The sequence below is a fragment of the Microbacterium sp. NPDC090007 genome, assembly GCF_044748345.1.
In the GTDB taxonomy this organism is placed as follows: domain Bacteria; phylum Actinomycetota; class Actinomycetes; order Actinomycetales; family Microbacteriaceae; genus Microbacterium.
In genome coordinates, this window is the sequence record NZ_JBIVFV010000001.1 from 670,088 (window position 1) to 695,683 (window position 25,596).

Sequence of the window (25,596 nt, forward strand, 5' to 3'; positions counted from 1 at the left end):
CGCGCCGATGCCGACTCACGCGGGTGTGCGCACCGCCGCGAATCGGTTGCGCCGGCGCAGGGCGAACCCCAGGCGCTCGTAGGCGGCGATCGCGTTGACGTTCGACGCGGCGGCGTGCATCATCGCACGATCGCCGCGCTGCTGGATGTGGAAGGCGACGTCGAGCACCAGGCGTGAGGCGAGGCCCTGGCGGCGGTGGTCGGCATCCACCGCCACCGCGCTGATCTCGGTCCAGCCGGTGGGATGCAGGCGCTCGCCCGCCATGGCGACGAGTCGGCCCTCGCGACGGATGCCGATGTACCGGCCGAGCTCGTACGTGCGGGGTCGGAAGGGGCCGGGCTGATTCCGCTCGACGATCGCGATCATCTCCGCGGCGTCGTCGGCGCCGAGCTCCATGGCCTCGTCGTCGGGACGGGTGCGCAGCGCGTCCGTCTCGACGAGCTGCACGCCCTCGCCCCCGCCCACCCACTCCCAGCCGGTCGGGATCTCGCCCTCGAGGCCCGAGAGGCCCACGTCGGCTCCCGGCCCGACCAGGTCGCGCAGCGCCTCCCACACGTCCGGGTCGTCCCAGGTGCGCACGGCCACGAAGGGGGCGACGTCGTCGGGATAGCGCTTGACCAGGTCGCCGCCGATCGCGAAGTGCGCGTGCGGACCCGCGAGCGAGTGCCAGGCCGCATTGTCGAGCACGGTGGCGTCGGCGTGCGGAACGGGGAGGGTGGAGGTGGTGGTCATGGGCATCCGTTCTGAGCGAGGTGCGTCGGGGCGCACCTAAGACAACAGCGCCGGGCGCCGCGCATTCCGTGGGCGAGGAGCGCCCCGGTGGTGGCGCGAGCCGCGGGGACGGCGGGGGGCTCGGCGGGCGTCGGGCGGTGCGAGACTCCGCGCGAGCCCTACGCGTCCCGCAGGATCCGCGCCGTCACCCGGGTCCCGAAGAACAGGGCCTGCACCGGTACGCACTCGTCGGCGGTATGGAACTGCCCGAACACGTCGAAGTCGGCGGGCACGCGCAGCGGTACGAAGCCGTAGCCCCGGATGCCGAGACGGCTCAGGTGCTTGTTGTCGGTGCTGGCGGGCAGCAGGTACGGCACGACGGTGCCGTCGGGGTCTTCGGCGGTCACCGCATCCTGCAGCACGTCCATCAGCCGCCCCTCGGCCGGAGCCTCGATCGCCGGGATGTACCGCGACCATGCGATCTCGATGTCGTCGCCGACGACGGCCGCGAGCTCGTCCCGCAGCACGTCCGCCTGCCCGGGCACCACGCGCACGTCGAGCGTCGCGCTCGCCGAGGCGGGGATGACGTTGATCTTGCCCCCGGCCGTCAGCACGGTCGGCGAGACCGTGTTGCGCGCTCCCGCATCGATGACGGATGCCGAGAACCCCAGGCGAGACAGGTCGTCACCGTCGAGGGGCTCGCCGCCGGCGCGTCCGTAGACCTCGAGGAAGCGCTCGAGCGTCGCGGTCCGGACGACCGGGAAGCGATGCGCGCCGACCGCGGCCACGGCCCGCGCGAGGCGCACGACCGCGTTGTCGGTGGTGGGGCGGGAGCCGTGCGCGGCGGCTCCACGGGCGGTCAGCGTGGCGACCGTCACGCCCTTCTCGGCGGTGGCGACGAGGTACGCGCGGCGGTCGTCGGGCAGGGGGATCGAGAAGCCGCCGACCTCGCTGAGCGCCTCTGTGGCTCCGGCGAAGAGTTCGGGGCGGTTCTCGACGATCCACCGGGCGCCCCAGACGCCCCCGGCTTCTTCGTCGGCGAAGAACGCGAAGATGAGGTCGCGCCGCGGCACAGTCCCGTCGCGGCGGAACGCCCTGGCGATGGCCAGCAGCATGCCGGCGAAGTCCTTCATGTCGACGGCTCCGCGACCGTAGAGCAGGCCGTCGTGGATCTCGGCGCCGAAGGGCGGGTGCGTCCAGTCGTCGGCATCGACCGGCACGACGTCGAGGTGCGCGTGGGCGACGAGGGCTCCGGCATCCTGATCCGAACCGGCCAGCCGGGCGATCACGCTCGCGCGCCCCGGGCGGGGCTCGACCAGGACCGTCTCGTAGCCGACCTCGTCGAGGTGCTCCTTGACGTAGAGCGCGGCGCGCGTCTCGCCGTCGCCGATCGTGGCCGCATCGCCCGTGTTGATGCTGTCGATGCGGATGAGCGCGCGGATGTGCTCGAGCGCCTCGGTCTCGAGCGGGCCCGGCTCTGGTACGTTGTGCCCGTCGGGTAGGGGCGAGGGCGAGGGTGCGTCGGTCACGGGGTCAGTGCTGGTGGGGGCGGGCGTCGTCGGCGAGCTTGAACGCCAGGCGTCCGTGTGCGTACCCGCCGCCCGCGCGAATGGCGGTCGCGACCCAGGCGGCCTCGGCGAGTTCGGCCTCGGTGGCGCCTGCCTTCACCGCGTTCTGCGAGTGAGCGTCGATGCAGTAGACGCACTGGGTCGTGATGCCGACGGCCAGTGCGATGAGCTCGCGGTACTTCAGCGGGATCGCGCGGCCCTCGGGCGCGAAGACGGCCTGATTGAACGCGGCGAACGCGGCGAGGATGTCGGGTGTCTCGGCCTTATAGACCTTGGTGTACGTCTTGTCGGCGGTGCGATCGAAGTACTCGGACATGGGGCCTCCCGGCGGCGTGAGCGGTGCGGATACGTCGCATCCACGGTGCCACGCGGGGTCGCCGGCACCGGCGGGCGTGCGTCACACGGTGACATACCGTTGCGATTCTTCGGCGGGGTGAGGGTGGTTCGCTCCGACTTCTCCGAGGGGGATCCGCCCGGGTGGAACGGGCCTCCCGCACCCGCCCGGGCGTCGCACCCGAGGCCCGCCGCTCGAGACGTGAGCGCGGCGCCCGCGGTCGTCACCGCATCACGCTGGCGCCGAGTTCGACGGGGCTGCCGTCGATGTTGCCGACGATCCCGCGGATCACGCCCGTGCCGTCCTCGCGGCGCAGGCCGTCGTACCAGGCCTGGGTCGCTGCGACATCGAAGGCGTGCGTCTCGTGGGCGCGCTTGCGGGCGCGCAGCACCAGGTCGCCCGCCCGTTCGGTGCGGATGCGCTCGTAGCGCTTCAGCGAGTCCTCGACGCCGAGGGTCGAGGTGGCGAAGACGATGCCGAGGGCGAAGCTGTCCTCGAGCGCGGAGCACGCGCCCTGCCCGATGTCGGGAGCGGTGTTGTGCGCCGCGTCTCCCAGGATCGCCACGCGCCCCCGCACCCAGGTGTCGAAGGGGTCGATGTCCCAGATCTCCACGCGGTTCAGCGACTCGTCGGGGTCGATCCCGTCGAGCAGGGCCCGCACGCCCGGGGCGCCCCACGACCCGAACGCGTGCTCGAGCGCCGCCATGCGGTCTTCGACCACACCCGAGGGTCCGGGCACGTCGACGAAGAAGTAGAAGCGGTCGCCCGCGACGGGCATGACGGCGCACCGCTTGCCGTCGCCGACATAGGTGGTCCATTGATCGAGCGGTCCGATCCGCTCGTCGGCCGCCACCAGGCCGTTGTAGTTCACGTATCCCGAATAGCGGCGTTCGGGACGGATGCCGCGGGGCTCGGTGACGTAATCCCGCACGAGCGATCGGGCCCCGTCGGCACCGATCAGCAGGTCGGCGGTGTCGGTGGAGCCGTCGGCGAAGGTGGCGGTGACGACGCCGTCGGCTTCGGACACGTCGGTCAGCTGCGCGCCGAGGTGGATGCGGGTGGGGCCGACGGCATCCATCATCAGCTTCTGCAGATCCGCCCGGGCGACGGGGTAGGGGCGCTGGCCGGTCTGCTCCGTGACGGGGGCGAGGCTGAAGCGGCAGAGCTCGTCGCCGGTGTGCCCGTCGTAGTAGGCCATGTCGTCCATCCGGCCTCCGAGGGCGGCGACCTGCGGCCCCAGACCGAGCCAGTTGAGCACCTTCACACCGTTCGACCACAGCGACAAGGCGGCCCCGACCGGCCGGTTCTCGCGCATGCGGTCGTACACGACCACCTCGTGCCCGAGCTTCTGCAGGGCGAGGGCCGCCGAGGTTCCGCCGACCCCGGCTCCGATGACGATGACCTTCATGTCGCTCCTCAGCTGCCGCGGTAGGTCGAATAGGCGAAGGGGCTCAGCAGCAGCGGCACATGCAGGTGCGCTTCGCCCGAGACGGTGAACGCGATCGTCGCGACCGGGTGGAACGACGAGACCCCCCGCTCGCGGAAGTACGCCCCGGTGCCGAACGTCAGGGCGTAGTCGCCGTCGTCGAGCAGATCGGGGCCGAGCGAGAGGCGTCCGTCGACGTCGGTGGTGGCGGAATCGATGGCCGCGCCGTCGAGATGGGCCAGTGTCACGGTGACCCCGACCGCGGGGGTGCCGGCGGTGGAATCCAAGACGTGGGTGGTGACGTGCGTCATTCCGCGGCCTCCGGTTCGGCGGGAGCGTCGTCGGCGAAGGTCGTGCGCAGACGCAGCAGTGCGATCTCGGCGAGCTGGCGGGTGGCCTCGATCGTCTCGGCCTCGGGGTCGTTCGTCAGGCGTCGTTCCAGCTCGGCGCGCATCTCGCCGGGCGTGCGCCCCGCCGCGCGGATGAGGAAGACGCGTCCGAACCGCTCCTCGTAGGCGACGTTGCCCGCGGCGATGGCCGCGACGTCGTCGTCGGCGGCGGAGGCCATCGACCCCTGCTCGCGACGCGATGCCGCCGCTGCGGTCCCGTCGCCCGCGACTCTCGCGCCGATGCGGGGATGCGCGTGCAGCGCGGCCTCGAGGTCATCCGGCGACCAGGCCGAGGCGAGGTCTCCCGCGTAGCCGGCGAGGGCGTCGACGCTCGCGTAGGGTCGACCCGCGACGACGGCGTCAACCCAGCCCGGAACGTCGGCCCACACGCGCGCGACAGCCGTGGCATCCGCGTCGTCGAGGGCATGGAAGTCGTGCAGGTGCATGCCGGTCAGGCTAGGCGCGCTGCGTTACAGGGCCGTGGCGGGATGTGTCGGCGATGTTGCCATGGGCAACATTCTGCGCGAGGCGTCGCATCGCGCGGGGCTCCTGGCAAGGGGGGGGGTTGGCGTGGGTGGGGCGCGGTCGGTGCAGCGGGGCGTCGGGGGACCGCCCCGGTGCACGTCCGGCGCCCCGGTGCGTCGGCGGCGCTGGCCGCGACCGTGCCGCGCGCGTCAGGCGTGCACGATCAGCCAGTGCGCGACCGCGTCGACGGCGCCGGTGTTGTGCAGCCGGTGGGGGACCGAGCAGGGGTAGCTGATGGCATCCCCCGCCCGCAGGATCACCCGCTCGGCCTCGAAGTCGATGGTCAATTCACCCGCGACGAGGGTGCCGACCTCGTACCCCTCGTGGTGGAACAGTTCGTCGGCGCCGTGGGCCGAGGCCCCGGGCGGGTACACCGACTCGAAGTAGTCGACGCCGGGGGAGGAGCCGGGGGTGAGGCGGCGGAACGACACCCCGCTGTCGAGCACGATGTCGGGCGACTGCCCGGCGCGCTGCAGGGTGAATCCCGAGGGGCCGACGGGGTCGACGGGGCGGTCGGATGCCGGGTCGAATGCCGCCACGAGCGGGACGCCGAGGGCGTCGGTGATGGCGATGAGCCGCGAGACGCTCGGCTGCAGCACCCCGCGCTCGATCTGCGACACGGCGCTGGGCGAGATGCCGAGGGACTTCGCCAGGGAGCGAGCGGAGATGCCCCGGGCCTGACGGAGATCGCGGATGCGGGCGCCGACGGATGTCGAGGGCTCGGTCGCCGTGGCGCCGCCGTCGGCGGGACGCGCCTGCGCGCGGGAGGCGCTGCCGGCGGATGCCGCTCCCGCCGCGGGACGCTCCTCGGCCGGGCTCGCTGCGACCGCGCCCTGGTCGACGGCTTCGGCGAGGGGCGGCTGCGTCATGCCCCGAGTCTAGGGATGCCCGGGGTGTGAAGGAGCGACTTCACAAGCTCGTTACACGAGCGAAACCGCTCGCGTCGCGTGAACCCATAACTTCACATCAGAGCTCCACTCCGGCCGCGGACTCCACGTCGTGGCATCCATCGTCCTGAGAGGAATGACATGACTTCCACACCCCTCACCGGCCCCCACGACCTCGTGGAGGCCGCCGGCCACCCCCACGGGGGCGGCAACATGAAGCCCCACTACGACGAGCGTCTGGCGAATGAGGACCTCGCTCCGCTGCGCAAGCAGAAGTGGTCGAGCTACAACATCTTCGCGTTCTGGATGAGCGACGTGCACTCCGTCGGCGGCTACGTCACCGCCGGCTCGCTGTTCGCCCTCGGCCTGCAGTCCTGGCAGGTGCTCGTCGCCCTGATCGCGGGCATCGTCATCGTTCAGGTCTTCGCCAACCTCGTCGCCAAGCCCAGCCAGAAGACGGGCGTGCCCTACCCCGTCATCAACCGCGTGGTCTTCGGCATCCGGGGTGCGAACATCCCCGCGATCATCCGCGGTCTCATCGCCATCGCCTGGTACGGCGTGCAGACCTTCCTCGCGGCCGAGTCGCTGAACATCGTCTTCCTGAAGTTCGTCCCGGGCTCGGCCGCCCTGCTCGACGTGTCGTTCGCGGGGCTGTCTGCCCTCGGCTGGATCTCGTACGCGATCCTGTGGACCGCGCAGTTCCTGCTGTTCTGGAACGGCATGGAGGTCATCCGCCGCTTCATCGACTGGGCGGGCCCCGCGGTCTACCTCGTGATGATCGTGCTCGCGGTGTACCTCGTCTCGCAGGCGGGCATCGAGAACATCTCGTTCACCCTGTCGACCACGCAGCTCGATTTCTGGGCGTCGATCCCCGTGATGTTCGCGGCCATCGCGCTGGTCGTGTCGTACTTCTCGGGCCCGATGCTCAACTTCGGTGACTTCGCCCGCTACGGCAAGAGCTTCGCGGCGGTGAAGAAGGGCAACTTCTGGGGCCTGCCCATCAACTTCCTGTTCTTCTCGCTGCTCACCGTCATCACGGCATCCGCGACGGTCCCGGTGTTCGGCGAACTGCTCACCGACCCCATCGCCACCGTCGAGCGCATCGACACCCCGTTCGCGATCCTGCTGGGCGGACTCACCTTCGTCACCGCCACGGTCGGCATCAACATCGTCGCCAACTTCATCTCGCCGGCGTTCGACTTCTCGAACGTCGCGCCCAAGAAGATCTCGTGGCGCGCGGGCGGCATGATCGCCGCGGTCGGCTCGACGTTCCTCATGCCGTGGAACTGGTACTCCAACGCCGACGCGATCCACTACTCCCTCGGCGTGCTGGGTGCGCTGATCGGCCCGCTCTTCGGCATCCTGATCGCGGGTTACTACTTCGCCGCACGCCAGCGCGTGAACGTCGATGCGATGTTCACGATGGATGCCGCGGGCCCCTACTGGTACCGCAACGGCTTCAACCCGAACGCGGTCAAGGCCGTCATCGCCGCGGGTGTCCCCACGGTCGCCGTCGCGATCTTCCCGAAGCTGTTCGCCGACCTGGGCCTGTTCGACGTGTCGGCCGTGAGCGACTACAGCTGGTTCATCGGCTGCGCGCTGGGTCTGGGACTCTTCCTGTTCTTCGAGCGGCTCGACCCGCGCATCCCGACCTTCGAGGGCCAGACCGAGGGCATCTCGGACGGCACGGTCGATGGCGCGGCCGCGACGACGGCCTCGGAGCCCCCGGCCGTCTCGGCCGAGGTGCCCGTGCAGGCGCAGACGGTCGCGCACGCGGCCCGAGCCGTGCAGGGCTCCGGAGTCTCGGCGCCCATCACAGCCGCAGCGGCCGCGGACGCGGCGAAGGACCCCGCGAATCCGGAGCGCGGCACGACGCAGACGTCCCGCCGGGGCGCCGACGGCCCGCGCGAGGCACTCGCGTGAGGATCCTGCTCATCAACCCCAACACCTCCCGGGCGATGACCGCGAAGATCGCGGACGCCGCCCGGGGGGTGGCGGGACCGGGCATCGAGATCGACGCGGTGTGCCCCGCGACCGGCGCCGCGGCGATCGAGACCCACCTCGACGAGATCGAGGCCGCCGCGGCGGTGGCGGAGCTCGTCGCCGCGGACCGTGACGGCGGATCGCCCGCCGACGCCTACGTGATCGCCTGCTTCGGCGACCCGGGGCTGGATGCGGCGCGCGAGCTGGTCACCGTCCCCGTCGTCGGGATCGCCGAGGCGGCGATGCACCTCGCCGCCGTGTCGGGGCGGCACTTCGGTGTCGTGACGACCCTGAGCCGCACCCTGGGCCGGGCCCGCGACCTCGTCGCGCGTTACGGCATGGAACGCTCGTGCGTCTCGCTCGCGGCGACCGGCATCCCCGTGCTCGACCTCGAGGACACCACGTCCGCGGCGGTGGCGACCATCGCCGGGCTGAGTGCCGAGGCGGCGGAGGGCGGGGCCGATGTGGTGGTGCTCGGGTGCGCGGGCATGGCCGACCTCTGCGCCGAGTTGACCGCTCGCGTCGGGGTCCCGGTGGTCGACGGAGTGGCCGCGGCGGTGGGCGTGGCATCCGGGATGGTGCGGATGGGGCTCGGCACGAGCAAGCGCGACGAGTACGCGAGCCCGCCCGTGCGCCGACCCGTCGAGGTGTTCGCGTGAATGTTGATGACGGTTACATCGGCGAAACGCGAGGTGCCTAACGTGAGCGACATGAGCACCCGGATCGCCGCCCGACGCGTCTACCTCGACGGCGCGTTCGCGCCCGCCACCGTCGTGATCGACGACGGCCTCATCACGTGCATCGACCCCTTCGACGCCTCGGCCGAGACGGTGCTGCCCGCCGACGCCGTGCTGCTGCCGGGTCTGGTCGACTCGCACGTGCACCTGGACGAACCCGGGCGCACCGAGTGGGAGGGCTTCGCGACGGGCACCGCCGCGGCGGCCGCGGGCGGCGTCACGACGGTGGTCGACATGCCGCTGAACAGCCTGCCCGTCACCACCACGGTCGAGGCGCTGGATGCCAAGCGCGCCGCCGCCCGGGGAAAGCTCGCCGTCGACGTGGCGTACTGGGGAGGGGCCGTGCCCGAGAACCTCGGCTCGCTGCGCGCGCTCGCCGACGCCGGCGTGGTGGGGTTCAAGTGCTTCCTCTCGCCGAGCGGGATCGACGAGTTCGGCCACCTCGACGCCGACCAGCTCGAGCGGTGCCTCGCCGAGATCGCCGTCTTCGACGGGGTGCTGATCGTGCACGCCGAAGACCCCGCCCACCTGCACGCGGACGGCGCACTGGGTCCGCACTACCGCGACTTCGAGCGCAGCCGGCCCCCGATGAGCGAGCGCGCCGCGATCGAACGCGTCATCGCCGCCGCACGACGCACCGGGGCGCGGGCGCACATCGTGCACGTCTCCGACGGGGGCGCGCTCGCCGCCGTCCGCGAGGCGAAGGCCGAGGGCGTCCGTCTCACGGTCGAGACCTGCCCGCACTACCTCACGCTCGACGCCGAGGCGGTGCCCGACGGTGCCGGTGCGTTCAAGTGCTGCCCGCCCATCCGTGGCGGCGACAACCGCGACCAGCTGTGGGCCGGGGTGATCGACGGCACGATCGACGCGATCGTCAGCGACCACTCGCCCGCGACCGTGGAGCTCAAGGGCCACCCCGACTTCGGTCTCGCGTGGGGCGGCATCTCGGGCCTGCAGACGGGGCTGTCGGCCGTGCACACGACGGCCCGCGAGCGCGGCCTCGCCTTCGAGTCGCTGCTGCCGCTGCTGACGACCGGACCCGCCCGCATCGCGGGACTCGCCGGACTGGGCGTGATCGCGCCCGGCGCCCCGGCGCACCTCGTCGCCTTCGCCCCCGACGAGCCATTCGTCGTGGATGCCGCCCGCCTCGAGTACCGCAATCCGGTGTCGCCGTGGCACGGCGAGACGCTCCTCGGCGTTGTCCGCGAGACCTGGTTGCGCGGGGTGTCCGCCTATCGTCGCGGTGCGCCCGTGACCGAGCGCGAGGGTCGCGAGATCCTCCCCGCCCCCACGGTGGTGCCCGCATGACCGCCGCCGAGGTCGCCGAGCCCGTCGACGGGACCGGGACCCCCAGCGCCCGTTCCTCCTTCCCGATCCTCCAGCGGCACACGGGCCCCATCCCCGGCGACCACTACCTCCCCGCCACCCCGGCGACCGTGCTGTGGGGGCGCCTTCCGTGCGCGAGCGACGCGGCGGTCCTCGAGATCGCGTCGGGTGAGAGCGTGACGTTCGACACGGTCAGCCACGAGGGCGTGCTCGACGACCAGGGCAAGGACCCGCGAGCGTTCTTCGGCGCGCACGGCGTGCCCGTCGACGAGGTGCTCGATGACGCGGTCGAGATCGCGGCATCCGTCTCGCGGGATCCCTTCGCCGACGGACCGCACGTCGTCGTCGGACCCGTCCGCGTGGCGGGCGCGCGCCCCGGCGACCTGCTCAAGATCACCGTCGACACCCTCGTGCCGCGCGTGCCCTACGGGGTCATCTCGAACCGTCACGGCAAGGGGGCGCTGCCGGGCGAACTGCCCCGTACCGAGCACAACGTCAGCGTCTTCGCGTCGGTCGAGGAGCGCGCGGGTGCGCTCTTCGGCACGCTTCCGGTGGTCGAGGGCGGACCGCCGGTCGTGGCGTTCCCCCTCGCGCCGTTCCTGGGGACCATGGGCGTCGCCGTCGCCGCCGACGAGCGACCGCACTCCGTTCCGCCCGGCGCCCACGGCGGAAACATCGACATCAACCTGCTCGTCGAGGGGACGACCCTCTTCCTCCCGGTGCAGGTCGAGGGGGCGATGGCCTACGTCGGCGATCCGCACTTCGCCCAGGGTGATGGCGAGGTGGCGCTCACGGCGCTCGAGGCCTCGCTCCGGGCGACGCTGCGCTTCGAGGTGATCCCCGCGGATGCCGCCCGCGCCGCGTTCGGAGACGTCACCGGCCCGCTCGTGCGCACCCCCGAATTTCTCGTGCCCACCGGCATGGACCCCGACCTCGACGCCGCGATGCGCGCGTGCGTGCGCGCCGCGCTCACGTTGATGAACGGGCGGTGGGGGATGGACGAGCACCTCGCCTACGCCTACCTGAGTGCGGCGACCGACTTCGACATCTCGCAGGTCGTCGACATCGTCTCGGGCGTGCACGCGCGCATCCGCGAGGCCGACTTCGCGGGAGTTCCGGCCGTGGAGCCGGTGCCGCTGGACCGCGACGGGGGTGCCGCGTGAGCGCCGCGCTCGCCGCCGCCCTGGCCCGTGCCGAGGCCCCCGGCGCATCCCTCGGCATCATCCTGCGTCGCGCTGCGGACGATGGTTCAGTGTCCACGACACGCGGATGGGTCGCGCGAGCATCCGCATGTCGTGGACACTCGACGTCCGACGACGCGCCGAGAAAGGGACGACAGTGACGGATGCCACGATCCCCGCCGACCTGCGGGCTGCCTTCGAGGCGTACGAGCGGGCGATCGTGGCGAACGATCTCGACGCTCTCGACGCGTTCTTCGCACCCGGACCCGAGACCCTGCGCGGGGATTCCGGCGGCCTGCTCGTCGGACACGACGCGATCAGCGGATTCCGGTCGTTGCGCGGCGGCGTCCCCCCGCGCGAGATCGCCGACGTGCACTACCGCCCGCTGGCCCGGGGCCCCCGTCCGCACGCCGACGACGACGCCGCGAGCATCGACGGTGACGTCGCGCTGCTCGCGTCGGTGTCGCGCTTCACCGGCGGAGGCCGCGGTCTGCAGACGCAGGTGTGGGAGCACGTCGACGGCCGGTGGGTCATCACCGCCGCGCACGTCACCCCGCGCACGCCGGCGTTCGACCGGTCGATCTGGCGCAGCGTCGGCGACCCGTTCCTGCAGGGCGCGCGGGAGGGACCGCTCGCCGGACTCACCGTCGCGGTGAAGGACCTCTTCGCGATCGCGGGATTCCGCATCGGCGCCGGCAATCCGACGTACCTCGAGCAGGCGCGTCCCGAGAAGGTCACCGCTCCCGCGGTCGCCGACCTGCTGCGCGCCGGGGCGTCGCTGCGGGGGATCGCCCGCACCGACGAGTTCGCGTACTCGATCGCGGGTGACAACGTGCACTACGGCACCCCGCCCAACGGCGCGGTCGTCGGTGCGCTGCCCGGGGGATCCTCGAGCGGACCGGCCGCGGCCGTCGCCCTCGGCCACGCCGACGTCGGTCTCGCGACCGACACCGCGGGCTCCATCCGCGTACCCGCGTCGTACCAGGGCCTGTGGGGCCTGCGCACGACCCACGACCTCGTCCCGCGTCAGGGGATGCTGCCGCTCGCGCAGTCGTTCGACACGATCGGCTGGCTCACGCGCGACGGCGAGACGCTGCAGCGCGTGGCCGAGTGGTGCCTCAGCTACGACGGTTCCGCGACGACCGAGAACGTCTACGGCGCCTCCGGCGACGACCTGCCATGGCGCCTTCTCGTGCCCGAGGGGATCCTCGACTGCGTTGATCCCGACACCCGCGCGGTGTTCTCTCGACTCCTCGCCGCGCTCGCGGCATCCGAGGATCCTCCGTCCCTGCGCGCCGTCGACGCGGTCGACGTGGATGCCGCGTTCACCGCGTTCCGGACGGTGCAGGGCGCCGAGGCCTGGCGCAACGACGGCGAGTGGCTGCGTGCGCACCCCGGGGCTGTGGGTGCCGCGGTCGCGGAGCGCTTCGCCGCCGCAGCGCGCATCACCGCCGCCGACGAGGCCGCCGCCCGCCGCGACCTCGAGCCGATCGCCGCGCACCTCGCCGACCTCGTCCTCGACGCGGTGCTGATGTTTCCGACGGTTCCCGGTCCGGCACCGCTTCGGACCGCTGATGTGGATGCCGTCCGCTCCGCGACCCTGCGCATGACCGCCCCCGCCGCGGCGGCGGGGCTGCCCGCGGTCTCGGTGCCCCTGCTGACGGTGGAGGGTGCGCCCGTGGGCGTGTGCCTGGTGTCTCGCGCGGGCACCGACATCGCGCTGGTCCGTCTCGCCCGCCGCCTCGAGGCCCTTGTCGCGGCGGGGGGCGGCCGATGACCCGCGCAGTGTGTGCCGCGCTCCGGATCGAACGCCACGAGCAGCGGATCCCCGCCGACCGACGGGCACGAGCTGCCCGTATCTCCGGAGCCCGGCACGCCATCCCGCGTACCCCTGCGCCGCGGCCCGCCGCCCCGCGTACCCCCGCGCCCCGGCACGCCGCCCCGCGTCGACCGGCGCCCCGGCACGCCATCCCGCGTACCCCCGCATCCCACCCCTGCACTACGGAGTCCTGATGTCCCACCTCCCCGGCCCGATCGACCCGCCCGCCCGTCTGCTCATGGGCCCCGGTCCCATCTCGGCGTACCCGAGCGTGCTGCGCGCGATGGGGGCCCCGCTGGTCGGCCAGTACGACCCGTTCATGACGGCGACGATGACCGAGACGCAGGCCCTGTACCGCGAGGTCTGGGGCACCGCCAACGACGCGACGCTGCTGATCGACGGCACGAGCCGCGCGGGGATCGAGGCGGCGATGGTGTCGCTGATCCGCCCCGGCGACCGCGTTCTCGTACCGGTCTTCGGCCGCTTCGGTCACCTGCTCGCCGAGATCGCCGAGCGCGCCCTCGCCGAGGTGCACACGATCGCGGTGCCCTGGGGCGAGGTCTTCCCGGTGTCGACGATCCGCGAGGCGATCGAGCGGGTGAAACCGCATCTGGTGGCCTGCGTCCAGGGCGACACCTCGACGACGATGCTGCAGCCGCTCGACGAGATCGGCGAGATCTGCCGCGCGCACGGCGCCCTCTTCTACACCGATGCCACCGCGTCGCTGGGCGGGAACCCCTTCGAGATGGACGCGTGGGGACTGGATGCTGCCACCGCCGGCCTGCAGAAGTGCCTGGGCGGGCCGTCGGGGTCGGCACCGATCAGCCTGTCGGACCGGGCCGTCGAGGTGGTGCGTTCGCGCGCCCGCGTCGAGGCCGGGATCCGCGAAGAGGGCGACGCCTCGGCATCCGACTTCATCCGCTCCAACTACTTCGACCTCGCGATGATCCTCGACTACTGGGGACCGCGCCGCCTGAACCACCACACCGAGGCGACGACCATGCTCTACGGGGCGCGGGAGTGCGCCCGCGTGCTGCTTCTCGAGGGCCGGGATGCCACCATCCACCGCCACCGCCTGCACGGCGATGCGATGCTCGCCGGTGTCGAGGGTCTGGGCCTGACGGTGTTCGGCGACGTCGCGCACAAGATGACCAACGTCGTCGCCGTCGAGATCCCGGACGGGGTCGTCGGCGACGCGGTCCGGTCGGAGCTGTTGAGCGACTTCGGGATCGAGATCGGCACGTCGTTCGGGCCGTTGCACGGCCGGGTGTGGCGCATCGGCACCATGGGGTACAACGCCCGCACCGACGCGGTGCTCACGACGCTTGCCGCCCTCGAGGCGGTGCTGCGTCGCCACGGCGCTGCGGTGCCGGCCGGCGGGGGCGTCGAGGCGGCGCAGGCGGTCTACGCGGCGGCAGCGCGATGACGGTCGCGACCCGGTTGTCGGCATCCCCCGAGCGCATCGCGTCGGCGGCGCGACGCGTGATGGGTCGGTGCGAGGAACTGGCTCGCGTCTCGTCGATGACGGGCGGGATCGAGCGCGTGTATCTCTCGCCGGAGCACGCGCGGGTCAACCGCCTGGCCGCGGAGTGGATGCGCGAGCTGGGCATGACGACGCGGCAGGACGCGGCGGGCAATCAGGTGGGCCGCTTGGCTCCCGCCGGCGTCCCCGACGCTCCCGCCCTGCTGATGGGCTCGCACCTGGACACGGTCCCCGATGCGGGTCGGTACGACGGCATCGTCGGTGTGCTGATGGCGCTCGAGGTCGTGCGTCTGGTGCGCCACGTCGACGCCGACGGCGTGGCGACGAGTCCGTTCCCGTTCGCCCTCGAGGTGATCGCGTTCAGCGACGAGGAGGGCACGCGTTTCGGCAAAGCGTTGCTCGGGTCATCGGCGGTGGCGGGTCAATGGGACGAGTCCTGGTGGGAGCTGACGGATGCCGACGGCTCCACCCTGCGCCAGGCTTTCCGCGAGTTCGGACTCGACCCCGGTCGAGTGGGTGAGGCCGCGCGCCGCCCCGACGAGCTCGTGGCCTATCTTGAAGCGCACATCGAGCAGGGCCCGGAGCTCGATCGCGCCGACCAGGCGCTCGCCGCGGTGTCGTCGATCGCGTCGGCACGGCGTTTTCAGCTGATCGTCGAGGGAGAGGCCCGGCACGCGGGCGGGACGCCGTACGACATGCGGCGCGATGCGTTGCTGGGCGCGAGCGAGGCGGCGCTCGCGGTGGAGCGGATCTGCCGCGGCGAGCATCACATCATCGGCACGGTGGGTCAGCTCGAGGCGTTCCCCGGTGCGGTGAACGTCGTGCCGGGCGAGGCGCATTTCTCGCTCGACCTGCGGGGGGAGTTCGACGACACTCGCGATCACACCTGGACGTCGATCGCGGCGGAGTTGGATGCCATCATGGGCCGCCGCGGACTGCGGTGGCGTTCCCGTGAGGTGCACACCGCTCCCGCCGTCTTCTGCGCGCCCCTGCTGCAGGACGTCGTGCGTGCCGGCATCGGCGCCGAGGCCCCGACCCTGTTCAGTCGGGCGGGGCACGACGCGATGGCGATCGGGGCCATCACTGGCGTCGGCATGTTGTTCCTGCGCAACGCCGAGGGAATCAGCCATCATCCCGCCGAGTCGGTCCGGGGTGCGGACGTCGCGGCCGGCATCCGCGCCCTGGCCGAGTCGGTCTTGCACCTGGCGGCCGAGTCCCGCTGAGCGTCCGCGCGAGAATGGCCGCATGACCGATTCCCCCGACCTTCCCGACATCCTGCAGTTCGCGGCGTTCGCGGCGGCGCCGGGCGGTGGCAATCCGGCCGGTGTCGTCTTGGATGCCACCTCGCTCACCGAGGCGGACATGCAGCGCATCGCGACCGAGCTGGGGCATCCGGAGTCGGCGTTCGTGGGGGAGCGCGCGGGTCGCCGGGTCGGCGTACGGTTCTTCTCGCCCGGGGCGGAGGTTCCGTTCTGCGGACACGCGACGATCGCGACCGCCGTGGCGCTCGCCGAAGCCGAGGGCGAGGGCCCGTTCGTCTTCGACACCGCGGCGGGCGCGGTCGAGGTCGACACGTCGCGCGACGCGACCGGCCGCCTGTCCGCGAGTTTCACCAGCGTTGAGCCCGCCACCGGTGATCTCGAGCCCGAGGTCGCCGGCCGCCTGCTCGGCCTGCTGGGCTTGGACCGCGCCGCCCTCGACGAGCGGATGCCGCTCGCCCAGTCTTTCGCGGGCAACGTGCACCCCGTGATCGCGGTCGCCCTTCGTGAGGAGTTCGACCGTTTCACCTTCGATCCGGCTCTGGTGCGCGAACTGATGGACGAGCAGGGTTGGAAGGGCACGGTCACGGTGGTGCACGTCGGCGGCGAAGTCGCCGACGGGGTGGTGGTCGAGGCGCGCAACCTCTTCCCCGTCGGCGAGATCACCGAGGACCCGGCCACCGGCTCAGCCGCCGCCTCGCTCGGGGCGTATCTGCGGGATCGGCTCGGGATGCCGGCCCCCTTCGGCTTCACGGTGCGTCAGGGCCGCCATATCGGGCGTCCCAGCGTGCTCGCCGTCGAGGTGCCCGCCGTGGGCGGTATCGCGGTCAGGGGCACCGCGACTCCGCTCTGAGAGCCGTCCACGAACAGGGGCGGTCGCGGTGGGGAACCGGTCCGGCGCGGCTGAGCGGCGCGCCGGACCGTCGATCAGCATCCCTTCTTGATGACCGAGATGTGGGAGTCGCCCGAACTGGTGAAGGAGTCGCCGACGGCGGAGACGACGTTGGTCTTGGCGACAGCGTTGTTGAACCAGAGGTCGTTGCCGTCGAGGAACGTGGCCCACGATCCGACGGCTTTCGCCGAGGCGGGCACGGCTGGGAAGGTCCAGACGGTGTCGGCGGAGTGACGGCTCGTGGCCACCCCGGACTCGATGTAGGAGCTGATGGCCTCGGTCCAGTCGACGATCAGGGATCCCGACACCCCGGTCACGTTGTGGGCGATGGTGGAGTCGCTCCAGTCCAGGCGCGCACCATTGCCGCTCGACAACAGATTCGGAACACGCTCGAACACGGAGTCGCGCGGTGCGGTGGTGTTGTCGAAGGTGCCGGTTCCGGTCCCGTTCTTCCAGCGCTGGAGGGTGAAGACCGTGTTCCCGCCGGGGGGTTGGACCGCGTAGCAGGCGTAGTCGAATCGGGCGCCGTTCGAGAAGCACGTGTACGCCGTCACCGCGGACACCGAGTTCTCCCAGACCGTGTTGCGGTACCAGAGCTGTCGGGCGTTCCTATCGAGGAAGACCCCGTAGGAGCCGCCGACCTCGGCGGTCGCGGGCACCCGGGAGAAGGTCTCGGTGGCGATCACCGTGCCGTTGGAGCCGACGCTGCTCGTTGCGACTCCGTTCGCGAAGTAGCTCCAGTACTCCCTCGTGTCGCTGCGGTTCGCGCGGACGCCGCTGACACCCGAGGCGATGATCCGGTCGACGTACCAGAGGTCCGTGCCGTCGACGAAGAGCCCGTACCCGCCGACGGGCGTCGCGGTCGAGGGAATGTCGGGAAAGACGGCGGGCATGCTGAGGGCACCGTTCGCCGTCGAGAGGAAGAGGGCGTATGCGCTTCGCAGTGTCGTCGTTCCCGCGGTCGCTCCCGAGGCAGTGGCCGCGGCCGTGCCGCTCTTTCCCGAGTTCGGGACGTCGATGGTGGGGACGGCGAACCGCCCATTGCCGTCGGAGGTCCCCGTGGCGGTCGTCGCACCCCCCGCGAAGGTGTATCCGTCCGACAGGGTCACCGTGACGGCCACGCCTGCCTGGGGCGTACCGTCCATCGTCGCCGTGGCGACGACCTCGTCGATCGTCTCGCAGATGGGGCCGGCGTACGACGTCCGCTCGAAGGTCAGCACGAGTTGGTGGGACGCCGCAGCAGCGGGAGAGGCGGTCACGGCGACGATCGCCGGAACGGACCAGGCGGCGCCGGCGAGGACGGTACGGCGCGACGGCGGCCGCGAGGCGCCGTTCAGGGGAGGAGTAGAGGACATGCGGAACCTTTCCTTAGAGACGTCGGTAGCTTCTCCGAGACGATTGCGTATGCCTACATACGGTTGACCTCGGCGCCCGGGCGGAGGCATTCGCGGCGCGAGCTGAGAGCGCGGGTGAGGACGGGCGTCCGGAAAACACGACGCGCGCGCCCCCGACGGGGGACGCGCGCGTGGCGGAGGTGAGGGCTCAGCAGCCGTTGGTCACGTAGGAGATGTGGATGTAGCCGTTCGGCGCCCCGTCCGAGACGGCTTTGGCGACGTTGGTCGTCCTCTTCTGGTTGTTGGCCCATAGATCGGAACCCGCGACGTACACGCCTTCGCCGCCGGCCGCCGTCGCGTTCGTGGGTGTGGAGTTGAACGTGCGTCGATTGCCCGTCCGGTAGCCCGAGACGTCCTGCGCACCGGGCGTGTTCGAGGTCCAGACGATGGTGCCGTCGTCCGCGTTGGTCCGCAGCGCGCCCGACGCGTTCGAGACCCCGCTTTCGCGGCGGAGGTTTGCGAACCACAGGTCGCCGTTGTTGTTCAGCCACAGGTTCGGCATGCGGGTCGCGGACACGGTCGAGGGGACGTTGAAGAAGGCCTGAAAATCCTGCGGCGTCCCGTTGACGCCCTTGAACGATCGCGCGGCGTTGTTGAAGTACCCCACGTAGTCCTGCCACTGGCCCTGGGCGGGCCCGTTCATCCCGCCGCTCAGCCCGGCGGCGCGGTCGACACCGCTGGCGACGATGGCATCGAAGTACCACAGGTTGCCGTTGTCCAAGAAGGTCCCGTAGGCGCCCACCGGGGTGGCGGTGCCCGGCACGTTCGCCCACGTCCGGATCGCGGTCACCGAGCCGTTGGAACCGTACGCGCTCTTCGCGACGCCGTTCTCGATGTAGCTGAAGAAGTCGGTCGTGTCGCTGCGGTTGCCCCGAGCCTTGCTGATGTTGCTCGAGAAGACCGAGTTGCCGTACCAGAGCGTCGAGCCGTCGAGAAAGAGGCCGTAGCCGCCGATCGGGACCGCGGTGCTGGGGATGAGGTCGAAGACGGTGTCGCTGACGACCTCGATGTTGTGGATGGTCATGAACCGTGCGAAGGTGCCCTTCGCCTGAAGAGGCACGGACGTTGCAGCGGCTCCCGTCGCCGTCGCCGTCGCCGTGCCGCTGTTCGGCTGGTTGGGCACCGTGATCGTCGGCAGGGTGAAGCGGCCGTCACCCCCGGTCGTCCCGGTGGCACTGGTGCTGCCTCCCGAGAAGGTGAAGCCGCCGGCGAGAGAGACCGTCACGACCTTGCCCGCAGCGGCGGCACCCCCCGTCGTGGCGGTGACGTAGGCGCCGCTGATGGTGGTGCACACCTGACCGGAGTACGAAGCCTGGTCGAAGGTGAGCACCGTGTCGTTCGAGGCCGCCGCGGCGGGGGACGCGCTGAGTGCGGCGATCGCGGGTACCGACCAGGCCGCGCCGGCGATGATCGTGCGCCTCGAGGGAAGGCGGGGGGTCGAGTCGTTGTATTCGGAGTCTTCCGACATGGGAGGGCCCTTTCTGTGCTGGCCGCCACAGGATCTCAGTCGAAGCGGCGCACAATGATCGCCACGTTGGCGGGGCGTTCTATGGTGTTGTCGAATCCGTCACCGGGTGAAGACGCGGGTGTACGGGGCGCACGTGCGCGTGCCCCGGAGGGCACGCGCACGCGATCGTCACGCGCTCGTGATGAGCGAGACGTGGTCGGTCGAGAGGATGCTGTCGCCGACGGCCGCGACGACGTTGCGCGCGACGACGGCACGCCGCGCCCACAGGTCGGTGCCGTCGAGGAAGACGCCCAGGGCGCCCACGGGACGCGCGGAGCGGGGGACGCTCGGGAACTCCGCGGGGTTGTTCACGACACCCCGGTTGACCATGACCGACGTCGCGTATCGGTAGGACCGCCCGTTCGCCACGTAGCTGCCGATGGCGAGCGTCGGGTCGTTCGTCATCGTGCCGGACGCGCTGAGCACGTCGTAGGCCCGGCGCAGGTCGCCGTACCAGAGGTCGCCGTTGCCGTTCAGCCACAGGCCGGGCAGACGGGTGATCTGCGCACTCGCCGGGATGTTGAACCACGCCTGCCACTCGCCGGTGACCCCGCCCACGCCCTTGAACGCGCGAGCGGCGTTGGTGAAGAAGCCGACCCAGTCGGTCCATGCGCCCGACGGCGTCTTGCCGACCCCTCCGCTCAGGCCGGTGGCCTGCTTCACCCCCGTGGCGACGATGGAACCGAAGTACCAGAGGTCGCCGCCGTCGAGGAATGCTCCGAAAGCACCGACCGGGGTCGCCGTCGCGGGCACCTGCGGCCAGGTGCGGACGTCGTAGATGTTGCCGTTCGAGCCTCGCACGCTGGTCGCCACGCCGTTCTGCACGTAGCTGAAGAAGTCCCAGACGTCGTTGCGGTTGCCGCGCGCCGCGGTCACACCCTTCGCGTAGACGGAGTTGCCGTACCAGAGCGTGGTGCCGTCGAGGAACAGGCCGTAGCCGCCGATGGGCCGCGCCGTCGTCGGTACGTTCGGAAAGGTGAGAGCGCCGGTGAGGCCGCCGTTGGTGAAGGTCAGGAACTGCGCAGAGCCGCTGGCCGCCGACGCCGGCGAGGCGGGGCCGGCGGCGCCGGCGAAGGCCACCGCGGCGGGGAGGCTCAGCGCAGCAGCGGTGAGAAGCGAGCGGCGCGAGAGCCCGCGCGCCGGATCGGAGGGACTGTCGAGGGTTTCGGACATGGGGTGGTCCTTTCTAGGAGCTGACGAGAGCAGGATCCCGGGGTGTGCTCGTGACGAGGCATCTGGGGTTGCGCACGCGAGGCGGGTGACGCCAAAGGCGTAAGCGGGGGTCCGGAGGGGCGGGGCTCTGGGCGGACCGGGCATGTGTCGAGGCGACCGATGCGAGCGGCTCCGGACGGCAGCCTCGAGTCGCCGCCCGTGAGCCATCGCATCGCGACACAGGGTGATGGCGTCCTAGATGACTCTTGAGGGACCGGGTGAAGAGGCTGCGGTTGCGTGCCCGGGGCGGCCGTCCTCGACCCACGACGGTCCGGACATCGGCGCGGGTCGACGCGCGAAAGCGGATGGGCGGCTGAGGCGCGTCATCCCGAGGCGCGCGTCGGAGGCGCGGCCGCGCCGCCGCGGCCGAGCCCCCAGGATCGGACGAGCGCGTTCGGACCGCAGGAGGCGACGCGCGACGCGGCGACGAAGGGGGATCATCACGCATGCTGCGCCTGGAAGGAGACGAGGCCCTTCGGTGGTTCGCCGACCGTGCGCTCGACGCCCACGCGCTCACCCCGGCCACACCCGTCGTCTTCGTCGACCAGATCACTCTGGCCGAGATGACGGTGCGGCGCGTATGGCATACCCCGATGTCGATCCGCTCGACAGCTGTCGACGCGCCCACCCCGCAGAGCGCTCTGGTCCTTCAGGCCGAAGGGCAGACGGAATGGTCGTGGTCGAGTGGCGAGATCGGCATCCTGTGCGAAGAGGGAGGAGCGGTGATGTTCCCGGCGGATGCTCTCGGCGGCGCGGTCTGCCGGGCACCGTCCGGTCGGATCGAGGTCGAGTCGGCGCACCTGCCGGTCGAGGGAGCCTCTGCTCTACCGGGGACGGACGACGGACCCGTCTGGAAGGCCCTCGCCTCGACGGTCAACGCCATCTTCAACTCCGAGACCAGGGTCACCCCCGCCGCGAGCGATCCGCTGCGTGACGCGATCGAGAAGCTGTGCATCGCCCTGATCGCGAGTCGACGCCGCGGTGGCGACGAGACCGGCGGTTCGGGGGCCACCTACGCCGCCGCGATGACGATCATCCACGAGCAATCAGTGCGCCCCGACTTCTCGGTCGAAGAACTCGCCGCGCTGCTCGGAATCTCGCGCCAGTATCTGACCCGGGTGTTCGCCCGTCATGGCCGGACGCCTCGTGACGCGGTGCGCGCCCGCCGGTGGGAAGTCGCAGAGGGGTTGCTCGCCGCGGGGTACCACACGGCCGACGCGGTCGCGCGCTCGGGCTTCCCCTCGGCGCGCGCCCTCGCGCACGCCCGTCGCGAGCTGCGCCGCCGGGTCGAAGGGGTCGAGTGAACAACGGGACCCCGCGCGCCCGTCGTCTCGGGCGTCAGTCCTGAGCCAGCCGCCACACCCGGTCGCGCGAGAACGGCAGCTCGTAACCGCGCCGCCCCAGGGCTCGCGACACCGCATTGCCGATCGCCGCGCCCACGGGGTTGTACGGCGATTCGCTCATCGATTTCGCCCCGAACGGGCCCAGGGCGTCGTCGGTCTCGGCGAAGTACACCTCGGTGTCGGGTACGTCGGCGAACTGCGGCACGCGGTAGGTGCGGAAGACCGGGTTCTTCACCACGCCATCCTCGAGCAGCACCTCTTCGTACAGCGCGCCGCCGAGGGCCTGCGCGGCACCGCCCTCGATCTGGCCGCGACACTGCGCGGGGTTGATCACCACGCCCGCGTCCGCGCTCTGCACCGACTGCAGCACCCTCACCGTCCCCGTCTCGGCATCCACCGCCACCCGCACCGCGTGGACGTTGAACGCGAGCGACCGCAGGTCCCCGAACTCCGCTCCGTCGGCCGTCAGGCCGTTCTCGTCGAGCAGCGAGGCGGGCGCCGCCGCCACGATGCGGTCCCAGGTGACGACCTCGTCGCCGACGGAGACACCGGATGCCGACAGCTCGGCGGTCGCGGCATCCCCTCCCGCAAGGTCGGCGGCGATCTCGGTGATGCGTCGCCGCAGCGCGACGCACGCGGCGTGGAGCGCCTTGCCGGCCACGACCGTCCCCGCCGATGCGAAGGCACCCGTGTCGTGGCGGACCGCGTCGGTGTCGGCGGCCCACAGCTCGAGACGGTCGGGAGCGGCATCCAGCACCGTCGCCGCGATCTGACGGTGCACCGTCGACGTGCCGTTGCCGAACTCGGCCGTGCCCACCCGCAAGAGGAACGTGCCGTCCGAGCGCAGGGTCGCGGTGGTGTGGGCGATGTGCCCGCGGGGAGCCATCGTCGCGATCATGGCGGCCGCCATGCCCTCGCCCACCAGCCAGCCCGCGGGGGCATCGACCCCGTTTCCGCGGCGCAGGGCGTCCTGCGCCAGGTCGAGGCACTGGTCGAGGCCGTAGCTGCCCCAGATCAGGTCTTCTTCGTACTTCTCGTCGTCGTCGGGGTGCAGGGGGTCGCCCTCGCGCACCGCGTTCAGGCGGCGCAGGTCGAAGGGATCGACATCGAGCTCCTGCGCGAGCGCGTCCATCGCCGACTCGACCGCGAACACCACCTGCCCGAGCCCGTATCCGCGGAACGCCCCCGACGGCGGGTTGTTCGTGTAAACCGCCTCGGCGGCGATCCACTTCGTCGGGACGCGGTACAGCGTCGTCGACTCGGCGCACGAGTGGAACAGGACGCCGATGGCATGGTTGCCGTAGGCGCCGGTGTCGCTCAGCACGTCGAGCTTCATCGCGGTCAGCCGGCCCGTGGCATCCGCCCCCAAGGTGGTGCGCACACGCATGGGGTGGCGCAGCGAGGCGCGGACGAACTGGTCGGTACGCGAGAACTCGTATGCGACCGGTCGCCCCAGCTTGAGCACGGCGAGAGCCGTGAGGTCCTCGGTGAACAGCTCCTGCTTGCCCCCGAAACCGCCCCCGACCCGCGCGGCGAAGACCCGCACGCGGTCGCGCTCGAGGTCGAACACGTGCGCGATCTCGTCGCGGGTGAGGAAGGGCACCTGCGTCGAGGACCGGATGACGAGCCGTCCGTCGTCGTCGAGCCAGCCGACCGCCGCGTGGGTCTCGAGTGCCGCGTGCGTCACCCGGGACGAACGCCACTCGCCCGTCACGGTGACGTGACTGGCCGCCAGCGCCTCGTCGATGTCGCCGCCGTGCCCCGTGTGGAAACCGGCCACGACGTTGCGGGCGGCATCCATCACCCGTTCTTCGGGGGTGCGATCGGGATGCAGGAGCGGGGCGCCGGGCCCGCGGGCCTCCTCGGGATCGAACACCGGGGGGAGGAGCTCGTAGTCCACTCGGACGGCGCGGCAGCCAGCGTCGGCGGCCTCGGCCGATTCCGCCACGACCGCGGCCACGCGCTGGCCGACGTGACGAACGACGTCGTCGAGCATGCGCGTGTCGTCGGGATCGTCGGTGCGGTGCTCGTGCCGCCCGGTCGAGTACCGCACATCGGGCACGTCGTCGTGGGTGAAGACGGCGACCACCCCGGGGATCGCCAGGGCCGCGGCCGTGTCGATCGCGCGGATGCGCGCGTGCGGGTGCGGCGAGACGACCACCCGCAGCACCAGGGGCGGCCCACCGGGCACAGGGGCGTCGAGGGTGAACGGCTCCCGTCCCTGCACGATGCGGCGCGCGGCCTCGGGGACCGCCGAGGTGCCCACGGTCTCGATCGGGACGGTTGCCGGGGCCCGGCCGCACCCGTCCGTGCACCCGTCGTCGGCGCGGCATCCGGGACCCGTCTCGCGCACCGGCCCCAGGACCGACGCACGGATGGCCTCTCGGATCGGACGGTAACCGGTGCATCGGCAGAGGTTGCCCTTCATGCGGCGGTCGAGGTCGTCGACGTCGTCGGCGGTCAGGGTGGATGCCGTCACGCTCATGCCGGGGGTGCAGAAGCCGCACTGGAAGCCGAAGCCGGTGGCGAGGGCCTGCTGCACCGGATGCAGCTCGTCGCCCGGGGCGAGTCCCGCGGCCGTCGTGATCATCCGCCCCTCGAGGCGCATCGCCGGGACGATGCACGAGTGCGTCGGCGTGCCGTCGAGCAGCACCGAGCACGCGCCGCAGTCACCCGCGTCGCAGCCCTTCTTCACCGTGACATGGCCCGTCTCGCGCAGCAGCGTCCGGGCGCACTGTCCCGGTCGCGGCTGCGCCTCGACCGGCGAGCCGTCGACGAGGAACCTCATGCGGCGCCCTCCCGGCGGTCCAGGGCGAAGCCCTGACGCAGCCGTTCGGCGAGCACCACGCTCACCCCGCGCCGCCAGTCGGCGCTGCCCAGCGGGTCGGTGTAGAAGTCGGTCGCGGAGGCCACGGCATCCCGCAGCTCTCCGGCACCCGGCACCCGGGCGAAGCGCAGGACGCGCGGCCGACGCACCGCGGCGGTGATCACGAACACCGCGGCGCCGTCGGGGTCGACCCGCGCGGTGACGACGGCGCCCGAGCGCCCCAGCTCGGCGAGGGCGATCTTCTGCAGGCCCACCCGCGCCCGCAGGGCGTGCGCGGGAACGTCGAGAGCACGCACCACCTCGCCCGGGGCGAGGGAGGTCGCGGCGTCGTCGACGACGAGGTCCGCCACGGCGATGCGCCGCTCGCCGCCGTCGGGGGTCCACACCAGGGCGGTGGCATCGAGCGTCGACAGCAGCGCGATCATCGCCCCCGCCGCGAACGCCTGGCAGACGTTGCCGCCGACCGTGGCGGTGTTCCAGATCTTGAAGGATGCCAGCAGGGCGTCCGAGGCGGGGCGCACGAGCGCGAGCGAGGTCCAGGCGGGCGGCGCCTCGCGCTCTGCCCAGTCGATCAGGCGCGCGATCGTGCACGTCGCACCGATGCGAAGGCCCTCGTCGGTGACCTCGAGGTCGGGCCAGTCCAGGGTCGTCAGGTCCACGAAGCCGGTGGTGCGAGGTTGCGGTTCGCTCATCAGCCACGTGCCGCCCGCGATCACCACCTCGCCGGGGGCGAGGGCGAGGTCGGCGCGCGAGCGCGCAGAGCGGAACGAGGTGACGGTGGTGATGTCCACGG

The 25,596-nt window shown here is 71.8% G+C and carries 21 protein-coding genes; 9 read left to right on the forward strand and 12 right to left on the reverse strand.

Going from position 1 to position 25,596, the window contains the following annotated elements:
* Nucleotides 1-15: 15 nt before the first annotated feature.
* From ACIPVB_RS03135 to ACIPVB_RS03165, 7 genes are all read right to left on the reverse strand, one after another.
* Nucleotides 16-732: a GNAT family N-acetyltransferase gene (locus tag ACIPVB_RS03135; protein ID WP_400366888.1), complete on the reverse strand. Its 717-nt coding sequence runs from the start codon at nucleotides 730-732 to the stop codon at nucleotides 16-18.
* Between the two features lie 158 nt (nucleotides 733-890).
* A complete protein-coding gene (locus ACIPVB_RS03140; RefSeq protein ID WP_400366890.1) occupies nucleotides 891-2,240 on the reverse strand; it encodes a M20/M25/M40 family metallo-hydrolase in 1,350 nt (449 codons plus the stop codon).
* 4 nt (nucleotides 2,241-2,244) lie between these two features.
* The gene (locus tag ACIPVB_RS03145; RefSeq protein WP_400366892.1) at nucleotides 2,245-2,595 is read right to left on the reverse strand and encodes a carboxymuconolactone decarboxylase family protein; all 351 of its coding nucleotides are present in this window, start codon (nucleotides 2,593-2,595) and stop codon (nucleotides 2,245-2,247) included.
* Between the two features lie 241 nt (nucleotides 2,596-2,836).
* Entirely contained in the window at nucleotides 2,837-4,021 is a 1,185-nt protein-coding gene (gene hpxO / locus ACIPVB_RS03150) for an FAD-dependent urate hydroxylase HpxO (RefSeq protein WP_400366894.1), read from the reverse strand.
* Between the two features lie 8 nt (nucleotides 4,022-4,029).
* Nucleotides 4,030-4,350 (reverse strand): hydroxyisourate hydrolase, encoded by a 321-nt coding sequence (gene uraH, locus ACIPVB_RS03155; protein ID WP_400366896.1) that lies wholly within the window; start codon nucleotides 4,348-4,350, stop codon nucleotides 4,030-4,032.
* A complete protein-coding gene (gene uraD, locus ACIPVB_RS03160; protein ID WP_400366898.1) occupies nucleotides 4,347-4,874 on the reverse strand; it encodes a 2-oxo-4-hydroxy-4-carboxy-5-ureidoimidazoline decarboxylase in 528 nt (175 codons plus the stop codon). The genes uraH and uraD overlap by 4 nt, the downstream gene beginning before the upstream one ends.
* Nucleotides 4,875-5,102: 228 nt before the next feature.
* Nucleotides 5,103-5,822, reverse strand: coding sequence for a helix-turn-helix domain-containing protein (locus tag ACIPVB_RS03165; protein ID WP_400366900.1), 720 nt, complete (start codon nucleotides 5,820-5,822; stop codon nucleotides 5,103-5,105).
* A 159-nt stretch (nucleotides 5,823-5,981) separates the two neighbouring features.
* Here ACIPVB_RS03165 and ACIPVB_RS03170 point away from each other — a divergent pair, with 159 nt between their 5' ends.
* From ACIPVB_RS03170 to ACIPVB_RS03205, 8 genes are all read left to right on the forward strand, one after another.
* Complete coding sequence (locus ACIPVB_RS03170) at nucleotides 5,982-7,763, forward strand: NCS1 family nucleobase:cation symporter-1 (RefSeq protein WP_400366902.1); 1,782 nt, start codon at nucleotides 5,982-5,984, stop codon at nucleotides 7,761-7,763.
* A complete protein-coding gene (locus ACIPVB_RS03175; protein ID WP_400366904.1) occupies nucleotides 7,760-8,482 on the forward strand; it encodes an aspartate/glutamate racemase family protein in 723 nt (240 codons plus the stop codon). The genes ACIPVB_RS03170 and ACIPVB_RS03175 overlap by 4 nt, the downstream gene beginning before the upstream one ends.
* Nucleotides 8,483-8,533: 51 nt before the next feature.
* The gene (gene allB, locus ACIPVB_RS03180; RefSeq protein ID WP_400366906.1) at nucleotides 8,534-9,868 is read left to right on the forward strand and encodes an allantoinase AllB; all 1,335 of its coding nucleotides are present in this window, start codon (nucleotides 8,534-8,536) and stop codon (nucleotides 9,866-9,868) included.
* Nucleotides 9,865-11,049 carry an acetamidase/formamidase family protein gene (locus ACIPVB_RS03185; protein ID WP_400366908.1) on the forward strand — a complete coding sequence of 395 codons (1,185 nt, stop codon included), beginning with the start codon at nucleotides 9,865-9,867 and terminating at the stop codon, nucleotides 11,047-11,049. The genes allB and ACIPVB_RS03185 overlap by 4 nt, the downstream gene beginning before the upstream one ends.
* A 127-nt stretch (nucleotides 11,050-11,176) precedes the next feature.
* Nucleotides 11,177-12,844, forward strand: coding sequence for an AtzH-like domain-containing protein (locus tag ACIPVB_RS03190; RefSeq protein ID WP_400366910.1), 1,668 nt, complete (start codon nucleotides 11,177-11,179; stop codon nucleotides 12,842-12,844).
* 235 nt (nucleotides 12,845-13,079) lie between these two features.
* Nucleotides 13,080-14,312, forward strand: coding sequence for a pyridoxal-phosphate-dependent aminotransferase family protein (locus ACIPVB_RS03195; protein ID WP_400366912.1), 1,233 nt, complete (start codon nucleotides 13,080-13,082; stop codon nucleotides 14,310-14,312).
* A complete protein-coding gene (locus tag ACIPVB_RS03200) occupies nucleotides 14,309-15,592 on the forward strand; it encodes an allantoate amidohydrolase (RefSeq protein ID WP_400366914.1) in 1,284 nt (427 codons plus the stop codon). The genes ACIPVB_RS03195 and ACIPVB_RS03200 overlap by 4 nt, the downstream gene beginning before the upstream one ends.
* 22 nt (nucleotides 15,593-15,614) lie before the next feature.
* Nucleotides 15,615-16,481, forward strand: coding sequence for a PhzF family phenazine biosynthesis protein (locus tag ACIPVB_RS03205; protein ID WP_400366916.1), 867 nt, complete (start codon nucleotides 15,615-15,617; stop codon nucleotides 16,479-16,481).
* Nucleotides 16,482-16,555: 74 nt separating this feature from the next.
* Here the strand turns inward: ACIPVB_RS03205 and ACIPVB_RS03210 are convergent, their stop codons facing one another.
* The 3 genes from ACIPVB_RS03210 to ACIPVB_RS03220 all read right to left on the reverse strand — a co-directional run bounded on the left by ACIPVB_RS03210 (nucleotide 16,556) and on the right by ACIPVB_RS03220 (nucleotide 20,594).
* On the reverse strand, nucleotides 16,556-17,875 hold the full coding sequence (locus ACIPVB_RS03210; protein WP_400366918.1) for a hypothetical protein: 1,320 nt from the start codon (nucleotides 17,873-17,875) through the stop codon (nucleotides 16,556-16,558).
* A gap of 187 nt (nucleotides 17,876-18,062) precedes the next feature.
* Nucleotides 18,063-19,382, reverse strand: coding sequence for a hypothetical protein (locus ACIPVB_RS03215; RefSeq protein ID WP_400366920.1), 1,320 nt, complete (start codon nucleotides 19,380-19,382; stop codon nucleotides 18,063-18,065).
* 168 nt (nucleotides 19,383-19,550) lie between these two features.
* Nucleotides 19,551-20,594 carry a hypothetical protein gene (locus ACIPVB_RS03220; protein ID WP_400366922.1) on the reverse strand — a complete coding sequence of 348 codons (1,044 nt, stop codon included), beginning with the start codon at nucleotides 20,592-20,594 and terminating at the stop codon, nucleotides 19,551-19,553.
* 485 nt (nucleotides 20,595-21,079) lie between these two features.
* On the opposite strand from ACIPVB_RS03220, the gene ACIPVB_RS03225 reads away from it, so the two are divergent.
* Complete coding sequence (locus ACIPVB_RS03225) at nucleotides 21,080-21,937, forward strand: helix-turn-helix domain-containing protein (RefSeq protein WP_400366924.1); 858 nt, start codon at nucleotides 21,080-21,082, stop codon at nucleotides 21,935-21,937.
* Between the two features lie 34 nt (nucleotides 21,938-21,971).
* On the opposite strand, the gene ACIPVB_RS03230 is transcribed toward ACIPVB_RS03225, so the two are convergent.
* Nucleotides 21,972-24,764 carry a molybdopterin-dependent oxidoreductase gene (locus ACIPVB_RS03230; protein ID WP_400366926.1) on the reverse strand — a complete coding sequence of 931 codons (2,793 nt, stop codon included), beginning with the start codon at nucleotides 24,762-24,764 and terminating at the stop codon, nucleotides 21,972-21,974.
* Nucleotides 24,761-25,594 carry an FAD binding domain-containing protein gene (locus tag ACIPVB_RS03235; protein WP_400366927.1) on the reverse strand — a complete coding sequence of 278 codons (834 nt, stop codon included), beginning with the start codon at nucleotides 25,592-25,594 and terminating at the stop codon, nucleotides 24,761-24,763. The genes ACIPVB_RS03230 and ACIPVB_RS03235 overlap by 4 nt, the downstream gene beginning before the upstream one ends.
* Nucleotides 25,595-25,596: the final 2 nt, after the last annotated feature.

What these genes read in the sequence shown, in the direction of transcription:
- ACIPVB_RS03200 (WP_400366914.1), top strand. Translation starts at nt 14,309, where the DNA reads ATGACGGTCGCGACCCGGTTGTCGGCATCCCCCGAGCGCATCGCGTCG.
- ACIPVB_RS03210 (WP_400366918.1), bottom strand. Translation starts at nt 17,875, where the DNA reads ATGTCCTCTACTCCTCCCCTGAACGGCGCCTCGCGGCCGCCGTCGCGC.
- ACIPVB_RS03190 (WP_400366910.1), top strand. Translation starts at nt 11,177, where the DNA reads ATGTCGTGGACACTCGACGTCCGACGACGCGCCGAGAAAGGGACGACA.
- ACIPVB_RS03185 (WP_400366908.1), top strand. Translation starts at nt 9,865, where the DNA reads ATGACCGCCGCCGAGGTCGCCGAGCCCGTCGACGGGACCGGGACCCCC.
- ACIPVB_RS03135 (WP_400366888.1), bottom strand. Translation starts at nt 732, where the DNA reads ATGACCACCACCTCCACCCTCCCCGTTCCGCACGCCGACGCCACCGTG.
- ACIPVB_RS03195 (WP_400366912.1), top strand. Translation starts at nt 13,080, where the DNA reads ATGTCCCACCTCCCCGGCCCGATCGACCCGCCCGCCCGTCTGCTCATG.
- ACIPVB_RS03170 (WP_400366902.1), top strand. Translation starts at nt 5,982, where the DNA reads ATGACTTCCACACCCCTCACCGGCCCCCACGACCTCGTGGAGGCCGCC.
- ACIPVB_RS03145 (WP_400366892.1), bottom strand. Translation starts at nt 2,595, where the DNA reads ATGTCCGAGTACTTCGATCGCACCGCCGACAAGACGTACACCAAGGTC.
- ACIPVB_RS03215 (WP_400366920.1), bottom strand. Translation starts at nt 19,382, where the DNA reads ATGTCGGAAGACTCCGAATACAACGACTCGACCCCCCGCCTTCCCTCG.
- ACIPVB_RS03220 (WP_400366922.1), bottom strand. Translation starts at nt 20,594, where the DNA reads ATGTCCGAAACCCTCGACAGTCCCTCCGATCCGGCGCGCGGGCTCTCG.
- ACIPVB_RS03230 (WP_400366926.1), bottom strand. Translation starts at nt 24,764, where the DNA reads ATGAGGTTCCTCGTCGACGGCTCGCCGGTCGAGGCGCAGCCGCGACCG.
- ACIPVB_RS03205 (WP_400366916.1), top strand. Translation starts at nt 15,615, where the DNA reads ATGACCGATTCCCCCGACCTTCCCGACATCCTGCAGTTCGCGGCGTTC.
- uraD (WP_400366898.1), bottom strand. Translation starts at nt 4,874, where the DNA reads ATGCACCTGCACGACTTCCATGCCCTCGACGACGCGGATGCCACGGCT.
- ACIPVB_RS03225 (WP_400366924.1), top strand. Translation starts at nt 21,080, where the DNA reads ATGCTGCGCCTGGAAGGAGACGAGGCCCTTCGGTGGTTCGCCGACCGT.
- ACIPVB_RS03165 (WP_400366900.1), bottom strand. Translation starts at nt 5,822, where the DNA reads ATGACGCAGCCGCCCCTCGCCGAAGCCGTCGACCAGGGCGCGGTCGCA.
- hpxO (WP_400366894.1), bottom strand. Translation starts at nt 4,021, where the DNA reads ATGAAGGTCATCGTCATCGGAGCCGGGGTCGGCGGAACCTCGGCGGCC.
- allB (WP_400366906.1), top strand. Translation starts at nt 8,534, where the DNA reads ATGAGCACCCGGATCGCCGCCCGACGCGTCTACCTCGACGGCGCGTTC.
- uraH (WP_400366896.1), bottom strand. Translation starts at nt 4,350, where the DNA reads ATGACGCACGTCACCACCCACGTCTTGGATTCCACCGCCGGCACCCCC.